At 50.5% G+C, this 16340-nt stretch carries 13 protein-coding genes and 1 pseudogene; 5 read left to right on the top strand and 9 right to left on the bottom strand.

Annotated features, from left to right (window positions below; genetic code table 11):
- Window positions 1–60 precede the first annotated feature (60 nt).
- Window positions 61–474 (bottom strand): flagellar basal body protein, encoded by a 414-nt coding sequence (locus MRJ96_13950; GenBank protein ID MDR4502547.1) that lies wholly within the window; start codon window positions 472–474, stop codon window positions 61–63.
- A 165-nt stretch (window positions 475–639) separates the two neighbouring features.
- Here MRJ96_13950 and MRJ96_13945 point away from each other — a divergent pair, with 165 nt between their 5' ends.
- Window positions 640–1599 (top strand): alcohol dehydrogenase catalytic domain-containing protein, encoded by a 960-nt coding sequence (locus tag MRJ96_13945; protein ID MDR4502546.1) that lies wholly within the window; start codon window positions 640–642, stop codon window positions 1597–1599.
- A 102-nt stretch (window positions 1600–1701) separates the two neighbouring features.
- Here MRJ96_13945 and MRJ96_13940 read toward each other — a convergent pair whose 3' ends face one another.
- From MRJ96_13940 to MRJ96_13910, 7 genes are all read right to left on the bottom strand, one after another.
- On the bottom strand, window positions 1702–2415 hold the full coding sequence (locus MRJ96_13940; protein ID MDR4502545.1) for a hypothetical protein: 714 nt from the start codon (window positions 2413–2415) through the stop codon (window positions 1702–1704).
- Window positions 2416–2637: 222 nt separating this feature from the next.
- On the bottom strand, window positions 2638–3336 hold the full coding sequence (locus MRJ96_13935) for a Crp/Fnr family transcriptional regulator (protein MDR4502544.1): 699 nt from the start codon (window positions 3334–3336) through the stop codon (window positions 2638–2640).
- 37 nt (window positions 3337–3373) lie between these two features.
- Entirely contained in the window at window positions 3374–4270 is an 897-nt protein-coding gene (locus MRJ96_13930; protein ID MDR4502543.1) for a carboxypeptidase regulatory-like domain-containing protein, read from the bottom strand.
- 162 nt (window positions 4271–4432) lie between these two features.
- Entirely contained in the window at window positions 4433–9346 is a 4914-nt protein-coding gene (locus MRJ96_13925) for a hypothetical protein (GenBank protein MDR4502542.1), read from the bottom strand.
- Window positions 9347–9844: 498 nt separating this feature from the next.
- Window positions 9845–11260 carry a sigma-54 dependent transcriptional regulator gene (locus MRJ96_13920; GenBank protein ID MDR4502541.1) on the bottom strand — a complete coding sequence of 472 codons (1416 nt, stop codon included), beginning with the start codon at window positions 11258–11260 and terminating at the stop codon, window positions 9845–9847.
- Window positions 11261–11305: 45 nt separating this feature from the next.
- The gene (locus tag MRJ96_13915) at window positions 11306–11704 is read right to left on the bottom strand and encodes a response regulator (GenBank protein ID MDR4502540.1); all 399 of its coding nucleotides are present in this window, start codon (window positions 11702–11704) and stop codon (window positions 11306–11308) included.
- 210 nt (window positions 11705–11914) lie between these two features.
- Window positions 11915–12874, bottom strand: a complete 960-nt coding sequence (locus tag MRJ96_13910) for a universal stress protein (GenBank protein MDR4502539.1) — start codon at window positions 12872–12874, stop codon at window positions 11915–11917.
- A 343-nt stretch (window positions 12875–13217) separates the two neighbouring features.
- Between MRJ96_13910 and MRJ96_13905 the strand changes: the two genes are divergently transcribed.
- Window positions 13218–13688 (top strand): c-type cytochrome, encoded by a 471-nt coding sequence (locus tag MRJ96_13905; GenBank protein ID MDR4502538.1) that lies wholly within the window; start codon window positions 13218–13220, stop codon window positions 13686–13688.
- Between the two features lie 122 nt (window positions 13689–13810).
- Here the strand turns inward: MRJ96_13905 and MRJ96_13900 are convergent, their stop codons facing one another.
- Entirely contained in the window at window positions 13811–14515 is a 705-nt protein-coding gene (locus tag MRJ96_13900; GenBank protein MDR4502537.1) for a protein-L-isoaspartate(D-aspartate) O-methyltransferase, read from the bottom strand.
- A gap of 228 nt (window positions 14516–14743) precedes the next feature.
- Between MRJ96_13900 and MRJ96_13895 the strand changes: the two are divergent.
- The 3 genes and pseudogenes from MRJ96_13895 (at window position 14744) to MRJ96_13885 (ending at window position 16031) form a co-directional block, all read left to right on the top strand.
- Window positions 14744–14965, top strand: a pseudogene (locus tag MRJ96_13895) (DnaJ domain-containing protein).
- Window positions 14966–15145: 180 nt separating this feature from the next.
- Window positions 15146–15709 carry an HSP40/DnaJ peptide-binding protein gene (locus MRJ96_13890; protein ID MDR4502536.1) on the top strand — a complete coding sequence of 188 codons (564 nt, stop codon included), beginning with the start codon at window positions 15146–15148 and terminating at the stop codon, window positions 15707–15709.
- On the top strand, window positions 15702–16031 hold the full coding sequence (locus MRJ96_13885) for a chaperone modulator CbpM (GenBank protein MDR4502535.1): 330 nt from the start codon (window positions 15702–15704) through the stop codon (window positions 16029–16031). Before MRJ96_13890 ends, MRJ96_13885 begins: the two co-directional genes overlap by 8 nt.
- The last annotated feature ends 309 nt before the right edge of the window (window positions 16032–16340 follow it).

The raw sequence follows: 16340 nt of genomic DNA, 5'->3' as shown, positions 1-16340 counted from the left end.
TAAAAAAGAAAGAGAAGCATAAGAAAACCCGGTCGTTATTAAGTGCAATACATCCCCGAATCATTCATGGATATCAAGGAGACTGCCAAGCGCATCATCTTGCACTTCAATGGCACGCACATTGACTTCGAATGAACGCTGTCCCAGGAGCAGGTTGACCAATTCCTCTTCAAGGTTTACATTTGAGAACTCTTGCGCAATCAATTCTTCTTCAGTCTCCTGTAGGACAACAGGGCCTGGGGTGTTCTCTGATCCCAGAGAAACTTGCACGCCTCCCCCCGTTGACTCTTCGAAGATGGCTCGAGACTTCTTGAATTCCGGCGTATGGGCATTGGCGATATTGTGAGCCGCGGTATTGATCCTGTTCTGCGCCGCGGCTAAGCCGGAAAGTGAATGGTGAATGCCGGCAAACATGCTCATGCCCTCTGCATAAAATTTATTGACTTCCGAGTTTCGACAAGACCAATTATCCATCGTCTCATTCGACAAAAACTTGAGAAATTTCTTACGATATGCTCGAAAAGCATGTACAAAAAATCCTTGAACATCCGTTGTGCCAGTTCATCATGCTTATGACTCTTCTGCTTTAAACCATGTTACTGCGGGTCCTGAGACATTTGTGTAAGTTACGAGATTCTGATGTTCGCAGTACGATTTGATACGCAACTCCAACTTGATCATGACGCTCCCCGTCCGGAACCCTGCGCGGATGAAGCCATCATTCGTGTGCTTCGAGCAGGAATCTGTAGTACGGATCTCGAGCTCTGCAAGGGGTACATGGAGTATTCCGGTATTTTAGGGCACGAGTTCGTCGGTATCGTCGAACAGACCGACGGTGGCACGGGCTTGGAAGGATGTCGAGTCGTCGGAGAGATCAATGCCGCTTGTCATCAGTGCGAGACCTGCCGAGCAGGTCGCCCGACCCATTGTCATCATCGAACGGTGTTAGGGATTCAAGGACGTGATGGGACGTTTGCAGAATTTGTTCGTTTGCCTGCACGCAATCTTTATCCTCTTTCACGAACGTTGTCCGATGATCAAGCGGTCTTCATCGAGCCACTCGCTGCCGCATGCGAGATTCCACAACAAGTCGACATTCACCCTGCAGACCGCATCGTTGTCATCGGGGACGGAAAGCTCGGCCTGCTGTGCGCACAAGTGTTACGGCTCACTGGCTGCTCAGTTTCCCTCCTTGGCCATCACACTGAACGAAACACATGGCTAAGAAAACTTGGCATAGCGATTACATCTCATCCCAGGGACATTCCATGTGGAGCTGACATTGTCGTGGAGGCGACCGGTACCCATGAAGGATTTGCTCTCGCGAGCGACTGCGTTCGCCCGCGAGGCATAATCGTACTGAAATCCACCTATCAGGGCACGCTCACCTTGAACATGGCCAAAATCGTGATAGATGAAATCTCACTCGTCGGTTCGCGTTGCGGCCCCTTTGGCCCGGCTATTCGCCTGCTTGAGCAGGGACTCATTCAAGTCGAACCGATGATTCACGCTCATTATCCATTGCACAATGGACTTGCTGCCTTTGAACATGCTGCTACGCCCGGCGTGTTGAAAGTGATATTGCGCATGGACTACTAAATCCGCCAACCAACAGATACGGATCGTCGAATGCGAGGCAGATCCAAGGTATGGTGGTCATCTCATGGCGCATCGAATTAGTAGCCCTGTTTGGCGCACACGTCAGAATGCGATGCCAAGGTAGGCTCCCACAGTTCCAAAATTATTCGTCGTATCCGTTTGACCAGCCGCGACGTGGAAACGACCATCGACTCCCACATGCATCGCTTTCCAGACTCGATACTGCGCCCCAACGGCAAATTGCGCCCCAATATCCAGCACTGTAACATCTCCGGATGGCGGGCTGATGACATGAAAATCTAATCCCCCGGGAATAATCCACGGACGGAATCGACTGCCTTCCATGAACATGATTTTGGGAGAGACCGATACCGTCAACTGCGTGAGCTGTACCTTGGTCCTGGCCTCCCCAAGTCCTGTGAGCGCATTCGTCGCGCTTGATACTTTTTTGGAATGCCAGCGTTTGTATTCGACACCGATCTCTCCAAGGATCCAAGTTTTGGAGAACAGACCCCACACATTTTTCGAGAGAAGCAAATCGAGTCCCGCACCGACATAGTAGCCAGAATCTCCGTTATTCACGCCAGTCGCCCCTCCGACATCAGTGAGCACTTCCCGACTGCGATCACTCGTAGCCCACGCCCCACCGCCGCGAAAGAACACCATATGACCGGCCTCTCCGCCTCCAGTCACGGACTGTTGTTGTTCTAGCCGCTCTACACGCTCTTCCAATGTTGCTGCTCCTGTATTTCCTGAAAACATGGACAGCGTCCCAAACACCAGTACGCCCATGAAAACTCGTGTCGCAGTCTTCATAATCTCCCTCCTGTAGTTGGCGATAAAATAAAAAAATAGCCAAACTACGGTAGGCGATACGAAGCGCGTTCGCACTATCCAATATAAACACTCCCATTGATTGTGATCAGTCAAAAAGCTAGGGCAAAAGGACTAGAGCGGGGCGGAAAAATCCGACTGGCGATTCTCAGGGAATGCAAAGCATGAAACGGAAAGCTGGAGATGGGGTCTTGGAAGCGGACATCAATCGAGTCCGCTTCCAAGAATCGTGATCGTTCGTCCCGATAAGCGAACACAGCGATTCGCCTCGAGAGTTTTCAAGACCCGGACTGTCGTTTCTGGGGTCAGGGCGGCCATTTGAGCCAATTCCTCCCGTTTGAGCGAGAGTGAAATAGACACGCCATCTTCGACTCGCTCACCATAGTTTTCAGCCAGGTCGTACAACACGTTACGGATGCGTTCGCGAGCACTACTGAAGGCTAGTTGATCTTCATAATCGAGCAACGCAAGCCGTTCCCGGCTCATCAACGTTAGGAGTCGAAAGGCGACGCGGCTATCCTGTTCGACCAGATTCAAGAAACTCACACGATCAATCACGCAGATGCGCGAGGACATGAGCGTCTCCGCCGTCGCATGATGTATGGCGGACTGTTGATACAGATTCCATTCGAGCACCTGTCCAGGTTCTACGATTTTCACGACACGCTGCTGCCCCTTCTTCGTCGATCGCGTCAGCTTTACCCGTCCATGGCACAGGACATAAACGCCCAGAACCGGATGCCCTTCGTAGAATACATATTGCCCTCCCCGACAAACCATCGTTTGCTTGGTTTGCTGCAGGTTCCTGAGAATATCCGCAGCGAGACTACAGACATCCGCCGTCTCTCGACAGGAACACGTTGCACAGTCAAGCGGAGCACGTTTCTCAAGTGACGTCTTCACAAGTTTCCCCCCTCACACACATGTCCCAACCCAGGTATTATTGCTGAAGTTCAACCATTGGCACGATTTGAGAATCGCCGAGTAGCTCCATCCCAAATCGCGTATTGTCATGCGCCTCATTGGCGTATAAACGTCCCTTGGGCGAATCGAACTCCACGGACAAATCGGTTGTACTATTCGGCTCGATCGTGACCATCATTTCCTTTTGAATCATCGGATGCCAAATCACCGCCTTGTAGGTACCAGGCGGAATCCCATCAATCGTGAAGGTTCCCTGTTGATCAGTCAACGCAAAATACGGAGAATCCATGGCAAGCCCCCAGCTTTCCATGTAGGGATGAAACCCACATTGCATGGCGAAGATATGACGACCTTTTTTCATTTTAATCGTAGGGCTGACGATTCGACCTGCACGATTCTTAACCTTCTTTCCGTTCATCAAATCAGTCTTCTTGAGCTTCGCGCTCACGGGTAATGGCAAATTAAACAGGACACGCGCCCCTAATTTTGACGTTTCATAGGCCTGAATATCGTGCATGACAGGATCCATGTTCACTACTTTGACTTCATGCCGATCACGGACGATCGTGATGTACGGGGCGAACTTACAGTCTATGGCTTCGATTTGCGACGGGGTATAGTCGAATTTTTTCCCCTTCTTGATCCCTTCGAGGTAGACCACCACATTTTCAAACTCCCCATTCGCTCCGACTTGGAAAGGCTGAAGCAACCGCCACCCCTTTCCGTTGGAAATCCGACCACAAAACGCTGGATCTGGAAAACTGACGAGGTTATAGCCCTTGGGACGAGGTTGCTCACCTTTTAACGTGATGGTCCCGGACAGTGTTCCTCCGTCTGCGACTTCGATTTCTTCGTACGCTGCGAAAGCCCCTTGGCTTCCCATACCTAGACATGCGATTAAAATAGCACTCATGACTCCCCGTCTCATCCCAGCCTCCTTACGAAATAGAATTCCTCAAGCCTCTCACATGATCACCTATTCTCATACTATCAGATGACTCACGTGAGACCAAAAAAAGGGGGAGCCCGTCGGCTCCCCCTTCTCTTTCGCCCCTCTCATGCAGCTCAGAGCGACTTATGGCTTAAATGACGCCGGAGTCGGTTGTATGGGCTCCGACTGCGCCATATTCTTTCCCGAAACGGCACCACTGAGCGGGAGCACTCGCTGATCGTTCATAGGAAGTACCCGAAAGTATCCCCATTGACCTGATTGCGAATACGGCAACCGCCCGTTGCTCCAGACATAATCACCTGGGAGAGCATAGGTTCCACCGGCCGATGGCAGGAATACATCCAAGCCCTCAGAGCCAGCAAACTCAACCGTGCTAATTATGTCAGCCCCATCCAGGAAGGGTTCAATCGGCCATTCGTGCTTTTCGATGGTGAACATTCCATTTTGTTCGCTGCTCGCGCCAAACACGTGGATACGAACCTTGTCACCAGCGTGTGCCAAAATCAGTGGAGTCACTGGATCTTGCGGATTGTCGACTTCGCATGGTTGGAACATCTTACCCAACGTACAACCGGTTTCTTCTCTGTAGAGATAGGGTTCAGCCCGGTAGTTCACACCCGTCAACCCCGCAACATTTTGGACATATGGCATGAAACTGGTTCCGATAATGTTGTCCTCATCCTGGAAATACAAGGCCACATCCCGATAGTTCGCTCGACCTTCGTTTCCTTGAATGGTGTGGTCCACGATCACATCCGCTTTCCAACTGTTCTTCATCGAAATATCTTCACCGGTCTGAGGATCTCGGTAGGTTGATCCTTTCGGCCCGATGATAATCCCGCCAAACAGTCCATTGCGCGGGTTCATGGCAACATTGCCCCAGTCCCACACCAACGTTTGTCCTTCTCCGTTGAACGGATCAGCATAGTAGGTGTAGGTTCGAGATTCACCAGGAGCCACGGTTTGATCACCTGGATTGTTGCCAAGATTAACCCCTTGCGAATCTTTCGGATCAAAGGCAAGGCCGAACGCCGAGAATGAGGCCCGGCTCTCCTTCATCTTATTCGTCAGATTGATCTTCAGGCAGTCGCCGACGTTCGCACGCAGGGTCAACGGCATGGGTTGCGCATCACCAGAAACCTTCTGTACTTCGTCTTCAAGAACATAAATCTTGGCTTCTGGATTCCGCAATTCGATCTTCCGTTCAAAATCCACTTCAATCGCCTCTCCGGCATTCGGATTGAAGCTCATCCCCGGATGATCGATGGCCACGACGTTAAAAGTCTTCACCATCGCGTCTTTCGGGCAGACTGGAAGCTGCTCGGGCATTCCCTCTTTTCCGTAGGCCTTATTCGGCAACGGTTGAAGGTCGCTGATCGGTTTATCGAGTACCCGCATGATTCCCCAGGCACCTTCCGAGAATTTCGAACTCCGTCCATTGAAGAACATGTAGTCCCCTGCTTGATGACGCGGGCCACCCGCTTCAGGCAAGACAAGGTCATACCGTTCCGCGATGCCGATATGCAGAGAATTCTTCCGGTTCGCTTCTTCCGCATACCGCTCTGACCAGAATGTGTGACCTGACACCGTAAAGACATTACTTTCATTCATCGTCACATCGAGCAGACGAAATACCACGGCATCACCCAGGTAGGCACGAATCATGGCCGTACTGGGGTCACCATGTACCACACTGCTAAAGAGTTTCGATGGATCCGAATTGTTCGCCAATCGTTGCGCGAAGGGCTCCGCCCGGAAGTTTAATGCCCCACCGGTGGTGTGAGTCCCTCCGTTCAAGAATGGCATCGGCGTCATCTTAATCTTATCGTTCGGCGGCATGATAAATGAGACGGTACGACCGGCTTCGAGCGCGACATCAACCGGTTGACCGGGAGGATTCCCCGCCGTCACGATATTCACCGTGTGAGGCACCGTATCCATGATATGGACCATCAATTCACGGAAACTGCCCGCCACATCATGTCCAACACGCTCAGTCGCATAAATATCGGCGACTGGCCCTGTCCGAATCGGTTTCCCCGTCTTGGGGTCATGCCAGGTTGAACCGAATGGTTCGGCAATCATGGTTCCCACGGCACCGTGTGGCCACGTGGTTCCACCAAACGCATGGTCATGCCAGAACACGCTTCCCACGTCGGCATCGACCCAGAACCGTTGTCTGACATATTCAACCGTCACGATCTCTCCAACAGGATGATCATGTTTCAACGCTTCAGTAAACGTCAGGCTGTTATCACCGATTTTGGCAATCCGACGCACTTCCTGACCCTTCACATTATCGGCACCGATCAGGATTGGAATGCCGACATGGTACTGCTTGGCATTGGTAATCTCGATTGACTTTTGCCCTTTTTTCACGGCCTTCGTCACTTTCGCGTTCATCGGTACAGGCAACCCTTTTTTCTTGTCTTTCTTGAACTGGGTAAAGGGTCGCATCGACTGCTCGTACGAGAATCCGGAAATCACCCCATCTGAGGCCTGGTTATCAAACTGAAAGAAATGAAAATGCGTGTTAATCTTGGATGATTGGAAGTTCGTAATATCGTCATCCAACCATTCGCTCGTCAGGGTCCAATCAATACAGTCATACACATTCGCCCGAACCACCAACGGGAATTTCTTGTCATTATTGGCTCGAACTTCAGCCTCTTCTTCATGGACGACATACAAGAGTCCGTTGGGATCGACGATCGCCTCTTGATCACCCTCAGCCGCCGACAACTCAATCGGCAGTTTAATAAAATGCACATTGTAATCTTGCGAACCCGCACGATTTGGACATAGGCTCCAATTGCCGTTTTCACCGGGCTTGGCCGGTCCGACCGATCGCGTGCCATCATCATTCAAGCGAATCATTTCCAACCATGGAGCCGGGTTATGATCGTTTGAAAATGGAGCCCGCTTCCCAAAGTGTGGGGTCAACCATGGCCAGGCCACTTTCCCTGTCGTCGGCTCAAACCAAATCGCTCGACGTTCTCCTGGCTGATATCCCTGCCATTCAGGTTGGTATTTCGGATTCTGGCCGAGCGTGGGTTCTTTTTCACTCATGGCTTTTTTACCATCCCATACCCAGTCCAGCACCGTCGCATCATAGGATTTAAGTTGCCCCAACTCATCCTTCGTGTTTCCCGGGACTCCCTGGTTGGCAAGCTGCATTTCCACCCAGTCTTTGAGAGTCACGACTGCAGGATTCGACTTCCAATCGTTCTTGCCCGATTCCACGATTTTGAATTTTCGACCAAACCAGTTCACCGTTTTCCCGACCAGTTGATCCGAGGTCACTGGTTTCTGGATTCGGTCAAGCCGATCCGGCAATTCTCGCAATGGCGGCATCACATCATTCTGCACGCCAGGAGTTTGCAACGTGTTATAGACTCTCCAATACCCCCACATTCCGGCCACATAGTGATGAGCTACATGGCAGTGGAACAAGAAATCTCCGGCAAGCCATTGGCACAGGCCGGACCCACATTCCGTTTCCAAATCTAAAGCCTCGGCTGGCCCGATGACTTCGACATCAACCCGGTCCGACTTGGTTCGGACGATCGGATATTTCACAGGACCATTCTGACCAGTGTTCCATACCGGCATTTGCGTCGCTCGAGGACTCCGTTGCCACCGGATGGACCCACCATGAGGATGGTGGGAATGAAAGACTTCAGATCCGCCGTGAACGACACGGAACTTGGCTGGATCACCCAAATAACTCCGTGGAATCGTCGGAGCCGCATCGCCAAACGTATAGGAGCTATACGCCATCGATTCATCCTCAAAACCAAAGTATTCATGCTGCACATGCATGTTGTTAATGCCGAACGGCTCGCTTCGATAATTCAAGGCACGGGCGCCTGGCCGATAGGCATCTGAAAGCGGATCGCGTTGCGGAAGGAAGTCCCCATGCTTGTTCACAGGCCGAAACGCTTCATCACCGACCTCATGATAAATCAACACAAACTCCCGGAAGTCCGGACCCGTTCCATTTTCAATCATGACCTGCCAGCCGCTCCGGGCTTCGGTCGCCGGGCCGGTTCCCAATGGCTCCCAGTATTTCGAGCCGCGTGGCTCGATGACGAACACACCGAAAAGCCCCATCACCGTCAATTCCCGATCATTGCTATAGGTGTGGAATTGCCGGCCGCCCTCCTGAGCATCAGGGGAAATGTACCATTCCATCTTGATCGGTTCGGGTTTATCCCCCTCTTCAGCATCTTCACGGGGCCCATACGCGATCGCTTCAGGATTCGTCGTGGTGGCAGGGAGACCGCTTTTGCTCATCACCATGTCCGAACCATTGATATGGAGACTCACATCTTCTCCGAACTCTAACTTGTTGCGAAGAGTAATCTTTACGCAATCGCCTTGATTCCCGCGAATCACGAGCGGTTGAATCCATTGATCCTGGATCCCGTTTTTCACTGCTCCGGGGTTACTATGGCCCTCAGACTCACGAGCCTCCGCATTCCTGGCTTCTTCTTCACGAACCTTCTCAATGTTTTCGGTCAGGGAGTACATATACCCTGGATAGTAATCCAGCCATTGATTTAAAGAAATTTCCACGTTGATGGCCGAAATATCATATTCTTTCACCGGTGCAGTCGCCGGACACCGCCCCCCTCGGTCAGAGACCGGCTCTGCACCAGTCGTGGTAGCCAATAAGCCATTGGCTGGTCCAGCACCATATTGATGCATCATCGACATGGAATTATAGGCTCCCGTGTTATGCTCTTGGTGCCGAGAATGCCCCATCTCTTTTTGCATCTGCTCCATTAAACGCTGATGCTGAAGCTCAACCATTGCGGCGCGCTCAGCTCGACCTTCGACTGAATTTTCAACGATCGTTTGCCCCTTCAAGCGCTCCGCCCACCCCGTACTGTTTTCATGATTCATCGACACGGAATGGACGTCGGCTATTGAGTCTTCGGCAAGAATCAGAGAGGGAGATCCCAGAAGCAAGGCTCCTCCCAGGGCTCCGAGCAACCATCTCGCACGAAACGTTGTACTTCTACGAGTAAACATTACACGGCCTCCTTACAATTTAGTGGATACATCAAGACGATAGAATATGTCGCCATACATCGAACTACTGACTGAGAATTTCTTCTGCACGAAGAGTTCAAAGCTTTAAGATGTCTGAGCATCGGACAACGCATGATCCAGGTTCAGGAAACACTCGACAAAGTGTCGGTGAAGAGTATCCTTGTTCAGGAGAATTGGGCACTCCGGAGGCCGGTCCATCACACCCAGGCTCTTCACCGACAAACTCCTAGTAAAGCAACCTTGGTGCCAACGATCTCTAACGATAAATGTGACGTTTTCCTGGCAATGGGGCAGAGCTATTTACTTGCCAAGGCATGCAACAAAGTAACGAACACCAGTCGCGACAAACTCTATTAATTTGTACACACTTCTGAAAATCGAGAAGCAATCTTCAACAATCTCAATCATTTACAATGTCTATTTTTTTGGACACACAGGAGTGTAATTTGGGGGAAAATGGGGCAACCCGTACAATCTTTAACGAATGTTATAGGCTTTTAACTTATTGTAGAGGTTGGCTCGGCTGATTTTCAGCCGTCGTGCGGTGTGCGTTTTATCACCGTTCGTTTCTTGAAGAACTTTGAGTATTTCTTGCTTTTCGATAGCTTGACGGGCAGCCTTGCTGAGAGAACCCAGCCCCGGCTGCTCATTCTCAATATCTATGCGCACGTCTCCAAACACATCGCGAATACTCAGCGTTGAAGATTGTGCAATGACGACAGCCCGTTCAATCACATTCTCTAATTCACGCACATTTCCAGGCCAATCATGCGCCAGAAGCGCTTGCATGGTAGTTTGCGGAATCGATAATCCTCGCTTGTTATTCTTGTCACACGATTGTTCCAAGAAATATTGGGCCAGCAAGGGAATGTCTCCCTGTCGAGCGCGAAGCGCTGGAACGCCCAATGGCAAGATAGCCAAGCGATAGTATAAATCGGAACGAAACGCTTGCTTCTCCACCAGTGCGGTCAGTGATCGATTACACGCGGAAATCACGCGGACGTTCACCTTGATCGGACGATTTCCACCAACGGGTTTAATTTCACCTTCCTGCAACACTCGCAACAGTTTTGCTTGAAAAGTGGGAATCGTGTCGGCAATCTCATCTAAAAAAATCGTTCCGCCTTTCGCTTCTTCAAACAATCCTTTTCGGTCGACAACAGCCCCGGTGAACGCACCGCGGACATGACCGAACAGTTCGCTCTCCAATAAAGTCTCGGGGAGAGAACTGCATTCGACGACGACAAACGGATGATTGCGACGAGGGCTCAAATTATGGATTGTCCGCGCCACCAGCTCTTTTCCGGTTCCACTTTCACCTTCAATCAAGACCGTTGACTCGGATTGGGCGACCAAGCGAATCATTTCCATCAATTGTTGCATAGGGTCGCTTTGGCCGATGAGTGTCGGTTGCGACAGGGCAACCTCATCCGTAGATTGGTCACGGAGATATGGCTGCCCCTGAGACATTCCCCTCCAAATTTTCGTCTCGTGTGGATGTTTTCCCATCATCACCACAAAGCCGACCCTTCCATCTCCTCCAGGCACCGGAAATGATGTCGGAAATGGACACCGGTGATCTTGAGAAGTGCTTGAAGAATCTGCGTTGACGAGGAGAGAGTCGTCTTGGCCCAAATGCTGTTCCGCTGGACAGACTGCGCAACGAGGTTCTTTGACTTCGTCGTCCTGTAAAGACTCCCCTACCTGATCTGGCAAGAGAGGACAGGGCATCTCCATGCCTGAGGTAGATGAATTGGAATAGATGAGCTTTAAATCAGGATCTAAAATAGCAATCGGCTCAGAAAGCTGATCCGCGAGAAGTATTAAAGCCTGTAACCGAGAAGATACCGTCGAATCATCCGTTAATTCCGGGTTAAAAAACGATCCGGCCATCGTTCGGGACTCCTTTCACACAACGCATTCAAGATTACCATTGTTTTATCCATCTTTAATCATTTGATTCTGACATGTTCGAAGTTTATCGATCGGACACACTCGCTGCAGAGCCGCCCGAAGCTCATTAACACGGACAGGTTTGTCAAAATACGCTGAGATGCCAAAAGCCAGCACATCCTTTCTCGTTTGAGCGTTTCCGAATGCCGTAATAAGGATTACAGGACAGTCCTGAACGGAAGCGAGCATCTTTTTCAAATACGCATACCCCCCTCCAGGCATCTTGAGATCAGTAATGACAAGATTAAATGCCTGTAGTTTCACTTTGGCCAGAGCATCGCACCCGTCAGGGGATTCGACAACCTGACAGCCATTATCGCTCAGTTCATCAACAAGCAGACTTCTCATTGCCGGGTCATTATCCACCACGAGTATCTGACACATGCAGGTCTGAGAACGTCCACATTCCAAACTCACACAACGGCCCTCCGATCGAACGCCCTGGGCTTATCATGTATTCGCTCGTGGCCGCTAAAGAGAGCAAAGTTAATGCCATAACGAATTCAAGCCAAAAAACATGTGACTAAATACTTTCATGGGAAAAACCGGGGCAAATTTCCTCAGCGTACGATGAGTTTTCGAACAAGGTAGACCTCAGTCACTATTCAAGGCTTTACTGTCTTTTTTGGGCCGTCGAACGACTAGGACCGAACATTCGGCGTGTCGTGCTACTCGAGTGGAAACACTTCCTAAGAATTGCCGTTTAAGCCCAGTAAGCCCACGGGACCCCATCACAATCAAGTCTGCTCTGAACCGGCGAGCAGCTCTGAGAATTTCTTCCGCAGCATGGCCTGAAGAAATATGGCCCTGCTTTCCATGTCTGTTAAACAGCCCTTTTTTGGCTTCCTTGACCAAAGCAAGGCCTTCGACCTCCTTACGCATTTGAATGGTTTCCATAATATCAGCAAGGTCCACCTGACCAGACGCATCCACTGCTAGGCGTCGAAAGTCATCCTGCACCACTCGGTAATCCGTGCCCTCGACGACATGAAAGACGAAAACTTCGGACGCAGGCGGAAATTGTAACGTGTTCAGCATCTCGAGCGCCGCTTGTGCTTCGGAAGAACCGTCCGTCGCGACCAAGACTCGCCAACCCCGCTTCCCTCTTCGGCCAGAACCACGCACCACCAGGATCGAGCAGGGGGCTTCTTGAAGGACCCATTCACTCACGCTCCCCAGCAGGAAGCGTTCAATACTCGAAAGACCGCGTGTCCCCAGGACCGCAAGATGGCATTGCTCCTGTTCAAGCAACGCAAGAATTTCTCTTCCAGGATTTCCTTCTTGAACGACAGTCTGTACTTGTAAGGCCGGATCGACAAACTGTTCTGCAAGTTTGGTGAGATGTCGTTGAGCTCGTACATAATGCTTTTGTTGCAGAACAGAAATTCCATCTTCCAATTCATGAGCATGGAGCATCGCGAATTCATGATAGGCGCGAATGACATGAACGAAAAACAATTCTGACTTGGCGGGAAACCGCAACGTAGAAAGGAATCGAATCGCGGCTTTCGAGTCGCGAGAGAAATCAACTCCTAATAAAATCTTCATCGTCATGCACGTCTCCTCATTGATTTCTTCAGCAACCCTTGGCCTCAACGACCGACCACTCGGATAAGGACCGAATAGATAACCCTGGACACACATCCTTGAGGTGAAGGGAATGGTGCATACTGCTTAACAATAACAAGTGCAGAACAAGGTTTCACCCAAAATTTCCAGGAATGACCAGTCCGCGAGACTTCACGGAAAAACCGTCAACATCCAAGGGATTTCCAGCCATACGATTTTTTCAAAGAGACCTCAACTGAATGTATTTTTTGTTGACCTATGGGTTGTTTCTGTGAGGAATTTCGGTACCATAGACAATCAGACGGCAACCGATCGAAAGCGGTGAATCATGACTCAGACACCACGCAATAAAAATATGAAAATCATTATCGCTCAGCTCGGGATTATGATCGTGATTCATTCGATAGCCGTCACGAGCTTTGCACAAAAACATGAGATCATCGAGGGCGGACGTTATCTGTACAAAAAGTATTGCGCGCTCTGTCATGGCCCACGAGCGCAAGGCAATGGTCCTCGCGCTGACTCACTGAAAGTCCGGCCAGCAAACTTAACCATCTTGAGCCAGAGACATGGAGGAGAGTTCCCATTCTGGCGGACGTATCGCATCATTGATGGCAGGGAAGAAGTCAACACGCATGGTCCTCGGGATATGCCGGTTTGGGGGCTCTGGTTTCAGAGTCCCGGTGATGACGTATCGACAGAAACGGAATGGGCCGATCAGGTTCGAGGTCGTATCTGGCAATTATTGACCTATCTCGAATCGATTCAAGAAACACAAAGCCCCAAAGAAAAGAAGTAGAAAATTCTCATTGTGCAACTATCGCGAGGAAGTCCGTTTGACAGGTCCATTAAGAGAGTCGGAAGGTCTTGACAGATTTTCGACAGTTGACTCACCCCCTTATACGCATCTGTTGAATCAAATTAGGGAGGATCGTTGTTCCGGTTTGACGACGAGCCTGTTTGAGCCTGCCCAGTCATTGGCACGAATGAGACGGCCAAAATCTGACGTTGAACAAGCCCTCTTTCTGTGCGATGAAAGAGAACCAGGGTTTGGGACGTCCCTCCCAATGGAAGAATGAATCGCCCACCTATTTGGAGTTGCTCCAACAATGGATCGGGAACAGATTCGGGAGCCGCCGTGAGGATAATCGCGTCAAAAGGTCCTTCTTCGGGCCAACCTTGATATCCATCACCTACCCGGACAGAGATATTGTCAAACTGCAATTCATGAAGAATGCTGTCTGCACGTCGAGCCAATGGCGCAACGATTTCGATCGTGAACACCCGGTCAACAATATGCGCTAGAACCGCCGTTTGATAGCCACACCCCGTGCCGATTTCCAAGACTTTGCTCTTGGATTCCAAGGCTAGGGCTTCGGTCATCAACGCCACAATGTAGGGTTGCGAAATCGTCTGATGGTAATCAATCGATAACGGGTAATCTTCATACGCTTCTAACTGATGGCTCGACAGCACAAAACGATGTCGAGGAACCTGCCGCATCGCAGAGGTGACCGTTTCGCTCTTGATGCCGCGAGCCACAATCTGCTCATCGACCATCCGGTCTCGCTCCACTTGCCGTTCCGGCGGACGGCTCATCGAAGTCTGTGCATGCCACAACGACATAATTGTTCCTACCATAAAAGTGGTGATGAGCCAACAACGATACCGGAATACCCCAGCGACGGCTTCACGTTTCGTTCGAGCCTGAGAAGGGATCGCGCCACACAGGAGGCATGGTGGGTTTCTTTGCTCAGACAGGTTTGATAGATTTCACATTATTCATGTACCGTGACAGCATATCGAGGTTATCTGGATCGTAGATATGCAAACACTAGAGGAATAACCAACACAATGACCTCCACTCCACGCGATTATTACGATGTGCTCGGCGTCTCTAAAACCGCCACGGCTGAAGAGCTCAAAAAAGCCTTCCGTCGTTTAGCGAGAAAATATCACCCTGATCTTCATCCCGGACCTCAAAAAGTGGAAATGGAGAAGAAGTTTAAAGAACTCAATGAGGCCTACGAGGTCTTACGCGATGAGGACAGCAGGAAAAAATACGATCAATTTGGTTTTCAGTGGAAAGAAGCCGAAGCCTATCAGCGTGCCCAGCAAGAAGCCGACGCACGCGGACCTCAGGGAGGATGGGAAACCTTCTATTCTCAGGGGAAAGAAGGCGATTATAGCGATTTCTTTTCAGAGCTTTTCGGAAAACAAGCCAAAAAAGAGGGGGCCTCTTTTCGGGGCTTTGCAATGCCTGGAGCAGATCTTGAAGCAACGGTTGAACTTCCGCTGCGAGATTTTTTTACGGGAACGACACGCCGGCTGGAATTATCAGATTCGGAAGGTAAGCCCCATACCATTGATGTTCGGATTCCAAAAGGCGTGAAAGACGGGGAGCGACTTCGCGTCAAAGGGAAGGGAGCACCTGGTCGAGGAGGCGGCCCCTCGGGGGATTTGTATTTACGCATTCATGCCTCGCCGCATCCGGTTTTTCAACGACAAGGCAGCAATCTTGTCGTCACGCTCCCATTATGGCCATGGGAAGCCGCGCTTGGAACTGAAGTGGAAGTCCCCACGCTCACAGGTTCCGTTCGTTTAAAAATTCCGCCAAATAGTCAAGCCAATAGCAAAATGCGAGTACGCGGGAAGGGTTTACCCTCACGTGACGGAAAGCATGGCGATCAGATCGTGACTCTTCAGATCATCATGCCTTCTGAGATAAGCACACAAGAACAACAGCTGTACGAACAATTGAAAGCCATCGATCACCCGAATCCCAGAGCCCATCTCATCAAGGAGGCTAGCCATGCCTGATGAACTGAATCCGGATATTGATCAGGTTATCGCCGAACTCTTTCAGCCTGAATCCTACCGTCGAGAAGAATTATGTACCTGTCTAGGCATTGGACATGAGCTCCTAGACGTCTGTTTAAGCTGGGAACTCATCCAGGTCACGCATACGAACATGCAAGGCGAAGAGTTTTTCTCGACCGATGCCGCCGAACGCCTGTCGTCCGCGCTACGCTTGCATAGGGATTTGGGCATCAATTGGGCTGGAGTCGCCGTGGCCCTCGAATTGTTAGACCGAATCAGTGAATTGGAACATACCGTTCATACTCAGACGAAAGATTCATAAATCCTACAAGAAGGCTTTTTCATGAATGACGTATTTTTATTTGGAGTCCTGGTTGTCGTTGTCGGGGTGATTGGTATCGTCGTCTTATTAAAGGGCAGAAAAGGGTAGCGGGGAAGAGGTCTGAAAATCCGTTCTCCGGTTGATATACATCTTTTCTGCCGCTGACGATGAACCTGGCGCCATTGAAACGTTCAAATCACGCGGACTTGGAGCCATCCATGAGGATGCCCATCGGCAGTATCTTCCACTTTGTGGTCTCTCACGCCGGAGATGCACGCTTGCTTGTTCACGAGATATCAAAAGGAAGTC

This window comes from Nitrospirales bacterium, from assembly GCA_031315865.1.
Classification (GTDB): Bacteria; Nitrospirota; Nitrospiria; order Nitrospirales; family UBA8639; genus JAGQKC01.
This window is presented reverse-complemented; position numbering and strand designations above follow the sequence as displayed.